General features: G+C 40.3%; 10 protein-coding genes. 7 read left to right on the plus strand and 3 right to left on the minus strand.

Annotated features, from left to right (window positions below; genetic code table 11):
• Positions 1–408: 408 nt before the first annotated feature.
• Together EKM65_RS10475 and EKM65_RS10480 are read left to right on the plus strand one after the other, a co-directional pair.
• The gene (locus EKM65_RS10475) at positions 409–651 is read left to right on the plus strand and encodes a hypothetical protein (RefSeq protein ID WP_125608243.1); all 243 of its coding nucleotides are present in this window, start codon (positions 409–411) and stop codon (positions 649–651) included.
• A 15-nt stretch (positions 652–666) separates the two neighbouring features.
• Complete coding sequence (locus EKM65_RS10480; protein WP_125608245.1) at positions 667–1,029, plus strand: type II toxin-antitoxin system PemK/MazF family toxin; 363 nt, start codon at positions 667–669, stop codon at positions 1,027–1,029.
• A 179-nt stretch (positions 1,030–1,208) separates the two neighbouring features.
• On the opposite strand, the gene cbpA is transcribed toward EKM65_RS10480, so the two are convergent.
• Positions 1,209–1,868: a cyclic di-AMP binding protein CbpA gene (gene cbpA, locus EKM65_RS10485; RefSeq protein ID WP_125608247.1), complete on the minus strand. Its 660-nt coding sequence runs from the start codon at positions 1,866–1,868 to the stop codon at positions 1,209–1,211.
• Positions 1,869–1,985: 117 nt separating this feature from the next.
• Between cbpA and EKM65_RS10490 the strand changes: the two genes are divergently transcribed.
• The gene (locus EKM65_RS10490) at positions 1,986–2,654 is read left to right on the plus strand and encodes an O-methyltransferase (RefSeq protein WP_125608249.1); all 669 of its coding nucleotides are present in this window, start codon (positions 1,986–1,988) and stop codon (positions 2,652–2,654) included.
• A gap of 132 nt (positions 2,655–2,786) precedes the next feature.
• The gene (locus tag EKM65_RS10495) at positions 2,787–2,987 is read left to right on the plus strand and encodes a hypothetical protein (RefSeq protein ID WP_125608251.1); all 201 of its coding nucleotides are present in this window, start codon (positions 2,787–2,789) and stop codon (positions 2,985–2,987) included.
• A gap of 473 nt (positions 2,988–3,460) precedes the next feature.
• On the opposite strand, the gene EKM65_RS10500 is transcribed toward EKM65_RS10495, so the two are convergent.
• Both EKM65_RS10500 and EKM65_RS10505 read right to left on the minus strand, forming a co-directional pair.
• Positions 3,461–4,849, minus strand: coding sequence for a L,D-transpeptidase family protein (locus tag EKM65_RS10500; RefSeq protein WP_125608253.1), 1,389 nt, complete (start codon positions 4,847–4,849; stop codon positions 3,461–3,463).
• 331 nt (positions 4,850–5,180) lie between these two features.
• Entirely contained in the window at positions 5,181–6,158 is a 978-nt protein-coding gene (locus EKM65_RS10505; RefSeq protein ID WP_125608255.1) for an L-lactate dehydrogenase, read from the minus strand.
• A 645-nt stretch (positions 6,159–6,803) separates the two neighbouring features.
• Between EKM65_RS10505 and pth the strand changes: the two genes are divergently transcribed.
• The 3 genes from pth to EKM65_RS10520 all read left to right on the plus strand — a co-directional run bounded on the left by pth (position 6,804) and on the right by EKM65_RS10520 (position 11,498).
• Entirely contained in the window at positions 6,804–7,364 is a 561-nt protein-coding gene (gene pth / locus EKM65_RS10510; protein ID WP_125608257.1) for an aminoacyl-tRNA hydrolase, read from the plus strand.
• Positions 7,365–7,650: 286 nt separating this feature from the next.
• Complete coding sequence (gene mfd / locus EKM65_RS10515) at positions 7,651–11,190, plus strand: transcription-repair coupling factor (RefSeq protein ID WP_125608259.1); 3,540 nt, start codon at positions 7,651–7,653, stop codon at positions 11,188–11,190.
• A 53-nt stretch (positions 11,191–11,243) separates the two neighbouring features.
• Positions 11,244–11,498, plus strand: coding sequence for an RNA-binding S4 domain-containing protein (locus EKM65_RS10520; protein ID WP_125608261.1), 255 nt, complete (start codon positions 11,244–11,246; stop codon positions 11,496–11,498).
• Positions 11,499–11,815 lie beyond the last annotated feature (317 nt).

An 11,815-nucleotide genomic window follows, 5' to 3' on the forward strand; every position in this document is an offset into this window, starting at 1 on the left:
ACCGCCGTATACGGAACCGTACGTACGGTGGTGTGAGAGGTCGGTAATTGAATTAATCAATTACCTCCTACTCGATTATTTGAGACAAATCGGTTCTTGATTTGGCTCAAATCAAACTCGCAGCGTTCCACCAGCGCATTTCCCGCAGGCACGGAGAAGCTCAACATAACAGTTCTAGTTTTCACAGCCAAAATATACCATGTTTTATCGCTGCAAATTTAGAAAATATGTGGTTGGGTCTTTTGCAATAATCTGAAGAAATATGGTGTCATCAATTCAATGATCAACTAGCAAGCTAAGTCGGTATTTTAATCGACTTAGCTTGATTTTTTAATAATACATGTTATGATTTTTCTAGCCGGGTTATTATTGCTAATGTTTTCTGGTGACAATCGGAGGGATTTCAGAATGATGCTTATGACTGATGATAAGTTAATGACAGAAGTGGATGCGCATTTACGTACCGATTTGTTGCAATATTGCGAATTTTATCAGCTTGATCCAGAGAGTGTTGTTGAACAGGCTATTAGTGATTTTCTGTGTCACCATAATCAAACTGTGAACAGCTTGGTGCACGGTTACGCAGAAATGGCGTCGTTAAATTCTGAGATCTGTAAAGAATGTGCCGGGTGTGAATCAAAAATAGATTAGATGTGAGTTGATTAAATGGAACAAAAGGAATTTAAGCGCGGTGATATCTTTTTTGCTGATTTATCACCGGTTGTGGGTTCGGAGCAGGGAGGTATGCGGCCGGTTTTGATTGTCCAGAATGATGTGGGCAATCATTATAGCCCTACGGTGATTGTTGCCGCCATTACTGCCAAGATTACGAAACCCAAGATGCCAACGCATGTGGGGATAACACCTGCTAAAGACGGCATAGAACGCGACTCAGTGATTTTGTTGGAGCAGGTAAGGACAATAGACAAGCAACGTCTAAAAGAGCGTGTAACGCAATTGAGCGACGAGAGAATGGCTGCTGTTGATCACGCTTTACAAATTAGTTTAGGCTTAATTACCACAAAATGATTTACATATGCTTGATGATCAAATTTGCTAAGCTATGAATTCATAGTATATTAAAAAAGAAGTTGGAAGCACAAGCTGACTCTGATGTTCAGCTCAGTCTTTCCAACTTAAGCTTTTATCTTATGACGATACTAAAAAAGGATTCGGGAACTTTCCCGAATCCTTTACCTTTATCTTGATTACGCTTCGTCTAGTAAAGTACCACCAGATTGCAAGTCATCAATTTCAGCAACGTGATATTTCTTCTTCTCTAAGCGGTCAACGATTTGATCCAGCGTTTTACGATCTAAACCGGCTGGTAATGTCATTAATGTCCGCCGAACGGAAGATCCTTTCTTAGCATCTAATGTAATGCAGGCTTCAATTGAGGTATACTTCGTAATGATTTTAGACATTTCCTCTAATTCGCCGCGCTCACCTGTTGACACGATGGTTAAGACATAACTGCTAATGTCCAAATTCCAAGCTGAAGATAACATTTCTAATAATTTAGCGTGAGTCAAAATGCCATAGAAATTGTGGTTTTCATCCAGAACAGTAATGTAGGGCAAGTCTTTGATATTGAAGAACACTTTAAAAAATGGTGAATCAATATCAATCGTCTTAGTGGTGTTCTTTAACAAATAAGTGACAGGCAATTTCATGTTACCACCTTGAGACTTATGACGATAAATATGCATTTTATAGATATTACCGCGGAAAATTTTACCTGAAGTATCGAGGATTGGGACACAGCGATATCCAGAATTTTCAAGAATATCAAGAGCCTCTTCTAATGTTGCTGTTTCGTTAACGGTAGTTAATTTATCTTTCTGCAAAACCAGTGTCTTGATGAGCATAATGTTACCTCCAAGGTCTTTAACTTCGTTGTAATCATAACATAAATTGACAGTATTGGAAATATATGAGAGCTTAATAAGAGTCACTTAAATTTAAAAATGGGAGTCAAATGAGAAATGCGCAATGAAATGATGTCACGGCCTGTCGTGAAACCTGAAGTTTTAAACTTTTTACGTCAACAACCAGTACCCATCAGTGCTCAACTATTAAAAATTCAGCAGGATGCGAATACTAAGCTAATTCCCATAATTCCCCAAGAAACAGTCAGTTATTTATTTCAACTAGTCGCACAATTACAACCGAAAAAAATTCTAGAAGTCGGAACGGCGATTGGTTTTTCTTCATCATTATTTGTGGAAGCAACGCATCAACAAGCCAAAGTCACAACGATTGACCGTTTTGAAACGATGTACAATCATGCACACGAGAATTGGCAACGGTTGGGTTATTTAGCTAATATTCAGCTATTGACCGGCGATGCTGCCGATATTTTGCCAATGTTGACGGATCATTACGATCTAATTTTTCTTGATGCGGCTAAGGCACAATATATTAAATTCTTACCGGAAGTACTGCGTCTATTGCAACCCAACGGCTTATTAATCATTGACGATGTTTTGCAAGGTGGGAGTATTTTTGATCCAGAAACAACGATTCGTCACCGCGATAAGGGTATTCATCGTAAATTAAACGAATTGCTGACAACGGTTTACGCTGACGACACATTATTAGCGTCACTGTTACCACTAGGTGATGGTCTACTGCAAATTACGAAAGTTCATTAAAAATCCGCCGTCAACGATCTAAAAAGTTGCGTTGATATAAATTTTTAATGGAAAAAAGGTTTGAAACCAAAACTGTTATGTTACACTTCTTCGCGCTTGCGCAAAGGTTGCATATGGAACGTGCGGGGTACCGTGGCGGCGAAGAAATACTTTGCGCTGGAACGTAGTGGGCGTCGATTTGAGCCGATTGAAATACAAATCGTCTCAAATACGAGCCTTAATGTAAGCAATAAATTGCTAACATTAATGTCACTGCTGAGCGGTATTTCTTCGCCGCCACTAAACAAGCAAGAGGGTAACCTTTGCGCAAGCGCTGAATTAACGTGTGGGTGAATTACCTTCTAATTTTGAGAAGTATAATTTGCAGTTAAGCCGCACTAACGCTCTTACGTCAGTGCCGGAGGGAAATCGCGGTCAGCTGTGAAATTGTCGTTGGCAATTTATTGCTTACGACAAGGCCGAGCTTTAAGACAATCTTAGATTGGCTTAAAGTCGAGCCCACAGCGTTCCACCAGCGTATTTTCCGTAGGCACGAAGAAGCACAATATAACAGTTTTAGGACTTATCTTTATAACTAGGTTTGGATTTTATTCAGCTCAGGTCAATGCTCGCAGCGTTCCACCAGCGCATTTCTCGTAGGCGCGAAGAAGCACAACATAACAGTTCTAGTATTTAGCACGCTCGTTTCAAATAACGCCGACATGTTCCATAAGCAGTCGAATACCATTAGAATATAAAGTAAAAGGGTCAAAATCCAAAAGAGGATTTTGACCCTAGTTATTTAACTGAAATTAATAAAGTTCAGATTAGAAAACGATAACTGGCATGCCAGTTGAAACCATATCGAAGATCTTGGCAACAGTTGCAGGTGGGGTATTAATACAGCCGTGTGAACCGTGGGTCTTATACCAATCACCGCCGTATTGTGGTTGCCATGGTGAATCGTGAATGCCGACGCCAGTGTTATCAATTGGCATCCAGTAAGCTACTTTAGAAGCATATTTACTACCGTTTGAATTTTCACCACGAAGCGTTGTATTGCGTTCTTTTGACCAGATTGCCCAAACGCCAGCTGGTGTGTCATGGCCATTCGGATTGCCTGTTACGACATCGGTTTCGATCTTTAATTGACCGTTAATGTAAACCCACATATGTTGATTTTGTTTGTCAACTTCGATGTAGGTGTTACCGATATCGCTTAAGGCATCGCCATAGCCGTCCTTTGAATAGCCAGTACCCGCAATTACAGGTTCACGGGTAAAGTCTTTACCAGCTAGGATTGTTTCTGTTAACTTAGGTAATTCACTAGCAGAATTAATACTCCAGCCATAAATTCCAGCCGGAACGGTGACAACGCCACGTTTAGTTGACTTGAATTGGCGCGATTTATTATAAGTGGCATACTTGTTGTTTAACGAAGTAAGGTAAGCCTTCATGGCAGTTTGATCTAACGTGATTTTACCATCGCTGTAACCTAACCATTGATGAATCATGGCTGGTGTAATTGTTTCGGTTTTACCAGCAATGGTGTATTTTCCAGTAATCGTATCAATCTTTTTAATTTTAGCCAGTTGCTCAGCTAATTTGGGATCATTTTTGGTAACGGTCGCTTTTTGATGGCTATCTGCCAATTGGACCTTTTGCTCGCCGTTGCTAATGGCAGTTTTGATTGCTTTAGTAACAGCAGCTTGATCAAAAGTTTGGCCGACGACTTCAGGTTTAATCTGATAATCACTTGCCGCTTTAATGATCTTGGCATTCTGTGGTGCTCGTCGGCCTTTATTCAAAGTTGCTAAGGTTGCCGTAACGTACTGATCAAGTTTTTGATTATCAATGCCAATAATTGTAGTCGTGGTTGTTTCAGCTTTAACCGTTGTAATTGGTGACCAAGAGTTCTGGGTCTGAAGGACCTTTTTGAGATAGGCAGAGGTGTTTTGTGTGATGCCCAATTCTTTACCTGAGACTTGAGTTAATTTAGTTTTTTGATCGTAGAGTTGATAATTATTCTCGGTCAAAGCTTGGCTAACTTTTTGTTTTGCCTGTGCGTAGGAGAGTTTGCTAACAGTGACGCCCTCAACTTTTGTACCTGGCAAGTAACGTGATTGATAATAAATACCATGATAAGTGTAGAGTGCCCCTAAGGCCACAACTACTGCACCAACCACACCGAGTAGTATCTTGGTTCCCTTTTTCATTTGTTTCACCTTATCCTGTTTGGTCTATTATTCCCAATCACATTATAACAATCAATTCACTATTTTAAAACGAACCTGTTTTAACTTTAGACTGATTTAATATTTTGCCTTTAATAAAGCCGGACATTATCAAGAGCGTAAGCAGTTGGAAGTGAAAATTAAGTCGAGCTTGTTGATCAACTCAACCGTTCTTTTTCGTGAAAGTTTTACCCTCAAACAAAATGGCATGTTAAGCTCTTTAAACGCCGACTTTTTCTGTGACAACAAAAAATAAAAGGAACCGAGATTTTTATCCCAGTTCCTTTCTAGAAGAAGTTATGAATTTAAAAAATTATTGACGAGTTTCAATACCAGTTGCAGCAAAACCATCGTTTAAAACTTTCTTCAATTGTTTAGCTGAAGCATGCATTGATTGTGACTCGTGATCAGTCAAAGGAATTTCGATGACATTAGTAATACCTTCACGACCAAGAACGGCAGGAGAACCGATATAAATATCGTTCAAACCATATTGACCATCCATATGAACTGACAATGGTAAGATTGCATGTTCATCATCAAGGATTGCACGAGTGATACGAGCTAGGGCAGTTGCGATACCATAGAAAGTAGCACCCTTTAAGTCGATGATCTTGTAAGCAGCATCGCGGACATCTTCGAACATTTGAACAAGCTTGTTCTCATCCATTTCGGGATGTTGTTTAACCCATTCAGCGATCTTAACGCCACCAATGTTAGCATGTGACCAAACAGCAAATTCAGTATCACCATGTTCGCCCATGATGTAAGCGTGGACGGAACGAGCGTCAACATGAACCATGTTGGCGATTTCTTGACGAAGACGTGAAGTATCAAGTGAAGTACCTGAACCAACAACACGATCCTTAGGGAAGCCTGAAAGTTTCCAAGTAGCGTAAGTTAAGATATCAACGGGGTTAGCTGCAACAACGAAGATACCCTTAAATCCTGATTCAACAATAGGATCAACGATTGTCTTCAAAATCTTTAAGTTCTTGTTAACTAAGTCTAAACGAGTTTCACCAGGCTTTTGTGGAGCACCTGCAGTGATAACAACGACATCAGCATCAGCTGCATCAGAATATTCAGCTGAGTAGATTTGTTTTGGTGAAGTATATGGTAATGCGTTAGAAAGGTCGATAGCATCACCTTGTGTTTTGCCCTTGGCGATATCAACGATACCGATTTCTTGAGCAATTCCTTGAAGTACTAATGCATAAGCAAAGCTTGAACCTACGGCGCCGTCGCCGACAAGCAATACTTTTTGACGATCTTTAGTTTGATCTGACATATAAGATTCATCCTTCCTGATTTTCAATAATTAAGGCCTTTTAAAGTATAACACATTCATGAATCTTTAACAGAAAAAATTACTTGTTTTCATGAAAATATTATCCGGCAATAACTGCAATGGCAGTGACGTTTGCCAAAACGATTAGCAGCCGGTTACAAAATAATTGTAACCGTTTTCGGTAAGGTTCTCTCTAACTGCGCGATATTTTCAAAGAGAAGCGCTAATTTTATCTGTTTTAAAGTTAACATGTTACTTATACGTGAAAAGGCCGTAATCAAACAGTATTTAAGAACGTTGTTACAACCAATATTATCTAACTAATTAAGGACGTTCACAAGCAACTTGTCTCATAACTTTTCGAGTTTGTCATTGTCAATTGCGTTCTGATACATCATAACTAATGGGTAAATGTCATCGTCTGCGGTTGCCTGAATTAATTAATCGGTGAAGATGTGTTATAATTTGTCGCTGATACTTAGAAGATAAACGTTAGAATAAGTGAGGATCAACTAGGTTTGATTCACAACAGATATAGTTATGTCTTATCGCAGAACAATCTGGTTGAATGCGGCTGAAACAATTATAATATAGAAATAAAGAGATAAAGAGATAAAGAGATAAAGAGATAATGAGGTTAGTAAAATGAGAATGATCGTTGGCTTGGGCAATCCAGGGCAAAAATATGAACACACCAAACATAATGTTGGTTTTGATACTGTGCAGCAGTTAGCAGACAGCTTAAATTTACAATTGAAGAAAAATGAATTTTCCGCCTTGACGGCCACGACTAAGATTAATGGTGAAAAGATTCTTTTGGTTAAACCGCTGACTTATATGAACGATTCTGGACGTGCAGTCGGTGATTTAATGCGGTACTATCAATTCAAACCCGAAGAAATTGCGGTCATTCAGGATGATTTAGACATGCCAGTTGGCAAGTTGCGCTTACGAACTCATGGTGCTTCTGGTGGTCACAATGGTATTAAAAGTATTATCAGTGCTACTGGCAGCCAAGACTTCAATCGCGTCAAGATCGGGATTCAACACCCACAACGCTCGCAAGTTGTTAATTGGGTGTTAACCCCATTTGCCGGTGATGATGTGCCAGTCGTGTTAAATGCAATGGACCACGCCGTTCAAGCCCTAACACTCTGGATCAACGAAGAAAAAGACTTCTCGCAATTGATGAACCAATTTAATTAATCAGAGTGCGAAAAGCAACGGGTTGATTGCGTAGCTTTAACTAGGAAGCACAGCTGGGTGCAAACCCAGATGGGATTTCTAGTTAGACATAGCAATCAGTTGCTTTGCAGCACGTTTCAAAAATCAGAGTGTTCAAAGCAACGGATTGATTGTGTAGCTCTAACTAGGAAGCACAGCTGGGTGCAAACCCAGATGGGATTTCTAGTTAGACATAGCAGTCAGTTGTTTGCAGCACGTTTCAAAACCAGAGCACGGAAAAAGTCGAGTTTAACATTGGGAGACTTTCATGAATTTAATTGATTATTTTTGTCAGCGGATCAAGTTGGCTGATGTTTTAACAGATTGGGTAGCCCCTAAGCGACGATTAGTTACGGGGCTGAATGGATCTGCAGAATCTTTATATGTGGCTGGATTAGTGCAGGCAGCACAACAACCAGTCTTATTTGTCGTGGACAATGGGTTTCATGCCAGCAAGTTTGTTGATGATTCAACTAGTCTATTGTCTAGTGAACAAGTTTTTTATTTTCCAGTTGAAGAGGTTGTGGCGGCACAAGGAACAGTTAGTTCACCTGAATCGCGTAATCTGCGAATTCAGGCATTGAACTTCCTATTGAGTAATCGGCCGGGGGTTGTCGTAACAACTGTGGCAGGTTTAGTCTATGAATTAACCGCCGCTAATAAATTTCACCAGTCTGTTTTAACCGTCCAGCAAGATGGTGAACTGGATATTGCCAAGTTACCGGAACAATTGTTGACCATGGGCTATGAACGTCAAAAATTGGTCGCAAAACCAGGTGAGTTTGCAATTCGTGGTGACATTATTGATATTTTTCCGCTGGATTTAGCGGATCCATTGCGAATTGAATTATTTGGCGATGAGGTCGATAGTCTGCGCAGTTTTGATTTAGCAAGTCAACGGAGTATTGAGAATTTATCCAGCGTCACAATTTTACCGGCACATGATCGGCTATTAACAACTGAAGAATGTCAGGCTGGTGCGGTCAAAATTGCAAAGGCGGTTACTCAAGAAGTTAACCAAACCAAAATTAAAGACCCAAAACGGGCTCAAGCGTTGACTGAACACTTTAATAATATCACCAGTCAATTAGCTGAAGGTATTTTGCCAGACGGCTCGGAGTTACTACTGGAATATTTAGCGGAGAATGTTCAAACGATTCGTGATTATTTGAGTGAGACGGGAATTGTCGCTTTTGATGACAACGCGCGTCTTTTAGATAAGGCTGATGAATTGGCACAAAACTTGGCTGAATGGCAAACGGATCAATTGGCACAGGGCCATTTTTTGGCTGGTCAGCAAGTGCGTCGCGACTTTCGTGATGTTCAACGTCATTTACCGCAGCGGCAATTGTATTTGTCGCTCTTCCAAAAAGGGATGGGTAATTTACGGCTTGATCAGATTATCAATGTTTCTATGCGCACGGTTCAACAATTTTTCAGTCAAATGCCGTTGATTAAAACAGAGATGGACCGTTGGCATAAACAAAAGCGCACCGTCTTATTGCTCATTACCGAAGAATCGCGACGCCAGCATTTACAGCAAACTTTCCGTGATTTTGAAGTTAAAGTTACTTTAGCCGCTGAAAATGAAATTGAACCTGCCGAAGTGCAATTAATTGCGGGTAATTTACACAACGGTTTTGAAATTCCCGATGCCAATTTGGTAGTTTTAACAGAGTGGGAATTGTTTAATCGGGTTAAGAAAAATGTTCCGGTGCGCCGACAAACAATGGCTAACACCGAACGCTTGCGCAGTTATAGTGAACTTAAACCAGGTGATTATGTCGTTCATGTTAATCATGGAATTGGGCGTTATGATGGCATGCAAACGCTAGAAGTCGATGGCGTTCATCGTGATTATTTAACGATTACGTATCAAGACAATGCCCAGTTGTTTATTCCAGTTGATCAGCTGAACTTAGTTAGCAAATATGTTTCGGCCGAGGGCAAAACGCCGCACATTAATAAGCTAGGTGGTAGTGAATGGCAGAAGACTAAGCGTAATGTTGCCAGTAAGATTGAAGATATCGCCGATGATTTAATTGAGCTGTATGCTAAACGGCAAGCTGAAAAGGGGTTCGCTTTTTCACCTGATGATGAGCTACAACATCAATTTGAAAGTGAGTTCTCTTATTCAGAAACACCGGATCAACTGCGAAGTACTCAGGAAGTTAAGCATGATATGGAACAAGAACGGCCGATGGATCGATTGCTAGTTGGGGATGTTGGTTTTGGCAAAACAGAAGTGGCTTTGCGGGCAGCTTTTAAGGCAGTCGAAAATAATAAACAAGTGGCCTTTTTAGTTCCAACAACTATTTTGGCGCAGCAACATTTCGAAACAATGAAAGATCGGTTTGCTGATTTTCCAATCAATGTGGCCATGATGTCCCGTTTCCAAACCACTGCAGAAAATAAAGCAACAGTTCAAGGCTTGAAAAAGGGCAGTATCGACATTGTTGTTGGGACGCACCGAATTTTGTCGAAAGATGTTAGTTTTCAAGATTTAGGTCTATTGATTGTTGATGAGGAGCAGCGCTTTGGTGTCAAACATAAGGAACGTTTGAAGCAACTACGTTCAAATGTGGATGTTTTAACGTTGACCGCGACACCAATTCCGCGGACGTTGCACATGTCAATGATTGGTGTCCGTGATTTATCGGTGATTGAAACGCCACCGACCAATCGTTATCCGATCCAGACTTATGTGATGGAACAAAATGCAGGAGCGATTCGTGAAGCGATTCAACGAGAAATTGAACGCCACGGTCAAGTCTTTTATTTGCATAATCGCGTAGAGGATATTGAACGAACTGTCGATCGATTGCAGGCATTAGTCCCGGAAGCATCAATTGGTTTTGCTCATGGGCAAATGTCTGAGCACGAATTGGAGAACGTCATTTATAATTTCATCAATGGTGAATTCGATGTGCTCGTGACCACAACGATTATTGAAACAGGTGTTGATATGCCGAATGCCAACACTTTGATTATTGAAAATGCTGATCGTTATGGCTTGTCACAGCTTTATCAATTGCGTGGTCGCGTTGGTCGCTCTAGTCGAATTGCTTATGCTTATTTAATGTATCAACCAGCTAAAGTTTTAACTGAAATCGGTGAACAACGGTTGCAAGCTATTAAAGATTTCACAGAGTTAGGTTCAGGTTTCAAAATTGCCATGCGTGATCTGTCAATTAGAGGCGCCGGCAACCTACTTGGTAAGCAACAACATGGTTTCATTAATTCTGTCGGTTTTGATTTGTATTCGCAAATGTTAAATGATGCGGTCAAGAAGAAACAGCATCGTGGGACGACGACAGTTTCCAATGCTGAATTAAAATTAGCGCTGGATGCTTATTTGCCTGATCATTATGTTAATGATAGTCGTCAAAAAATTGAAATTTACAAACGAATTCGCCAGATTGAAAATGTGCCGCAACTCGAAGAAATTCAGGCCGATTTAATTGATCGTTTTGGTACTTATCCAACCGAAGTGGCGAATTTATTAACAGTTGGTCATTTGAAATTGTTAGCTGATCAAGCTCAACTCGCTGAAATTAAACAAGATGAGCGTGCAATTAGTGTGATTTTTAACCAAGAAGGAACCAAAAGAATTGATGGGGAAACATTATTTTCAACATTAAGCGCGATTAATTATCGTGCAGATGTTAAGATTGTAGATGACCAGTACCACATCAAGTTCCGTTTGTCGAAAAAAGAAGCAGCTGGTCAAGAATGGTTGCCAGAATTAATGAACTTTTTACAAGCCATTGTCAACATAGCCGGGCCAACTGCCGTAGTAGCTGAATAAGTGATTCTTTTATTTGCATGAGGAATAACCAGATAATGTAGGAGATGAATGAAATGCGTTTAGATAAATATTTGAAGGTTTCTCGTTTAATTAAACGACGGACCGTTGCCAAAGAAATAGCCGACAAGGGTCGAATCAGCATTAACGGTAAGGTCGCCAAATCATCAACAGATGTCAAAATTGGCGATGAATTAACGTTATTATTCGGTAATAAGACGTTGGTCGTCAAAGTAACAGAGATGCGCGAAACGACTAAGAAAGATGAAGCCGAAAACATGTATGAAGTTGTCAGTGATACAAACAACTAGGCTTAGTGAATCACCGTGGGTTGATTGCGGTGATTTTTTTGTGGCTTGTGGATGATAAAACCCCGTAACTGTTATTTTGTGTCTCTTCGCGCTTGCGCAAAGGTTGCATATGGGGTCTAGCGAGTACCGTGAGGGAAAATAAATACTTGTCGCTGGAACGTGGTGGACACTGCTTGAAGCCAATTTTTACAAAATTGTCTCCAAGACAGGTCTTGTAGTAACAGCTAAAGCTGCAACTACAATTTCAGTGCGCCCGGCATGGGCATCAACTAGACGGTGAAAGTCCGTTGCGGGCCGTAGTAGTCGGAACCGTTAGT

Source organism: Lapidilactobacillus bayanensis, assembly GCF_003946695.1.
Taxonomy (GTDB): domain Bacteria; phylum Bacillota; class Bacilli; order Lactobacillales; family Lactobacillaceae; genus Lapidilactobacillus; species Lapidilactobacillus bayanensis.

Excerpts from the sequence above, each read along its gene's own strand:
- EKM65_RS10475 (WP_125608243.1), top strand. The coding sequence starts at position 409 with ATGATGCTTATGACTGATGATAAGTTAATGACAGAAGTGGATGCGCAT.
- EKM65_RS10480 (WP_125608245.1), top strand. The coding sequence starts at position 667 with ATGGAACAAAAGGAATTTAAGCGCGGTGATATCTTTTTTGCTGATTTA.
- cbpA (WP_125608247.1), bottom strand. The coding sequence starts at position 1,868 with ATGCTCATCAAGACACTGGTTTTGCAGAAAGATAAATTAACTACCGTT.
- EKM65_RS10490 (WP_125608249.1), top strand. The coding sequence starts at position 1,986 with ATGCGCAATGAAATGATGTCACGGCCTGTCGTGAAACCTGAAGTTTTA.
- EKM65_RS10500 (WP_125608253.1), bottom strand. The coding sequence starts at position 4,849 with ATGAAAAAGGGAACCAAGATACTACTCGGTGTGGTTGGTGCAGTAGTT.
- EKM65_RS10505 (WP_125608255.1), bottom strand. The coding sequence starts at position 6,158 with ATGTCAGATCAAACTAAAGATCGTCAAAAAGTATTGCTTGTCGGCGAC.
- pth (WP_125608257.1), top strand. The coding sequence starts at position 6,804 with ATGAGAATGATCGTTGGCTTGGGCAATCCAGGGCAAAAATATGAACAC.
- mfd (WP_125608259.1), top strand. The coding sequence starts at position 7,651 with ATGAATTTAATTGATTATTTTTGTCAGCGGATCAAGTTGGCTGATGTT.
- EKM65_RS10520 (WP_125608261.1), top strand. The coding sequence starts at position 11,244 with ATGCGTTTAGATAAATATTTGAAGGTTTCTCGTTTAATTAAACGACGG.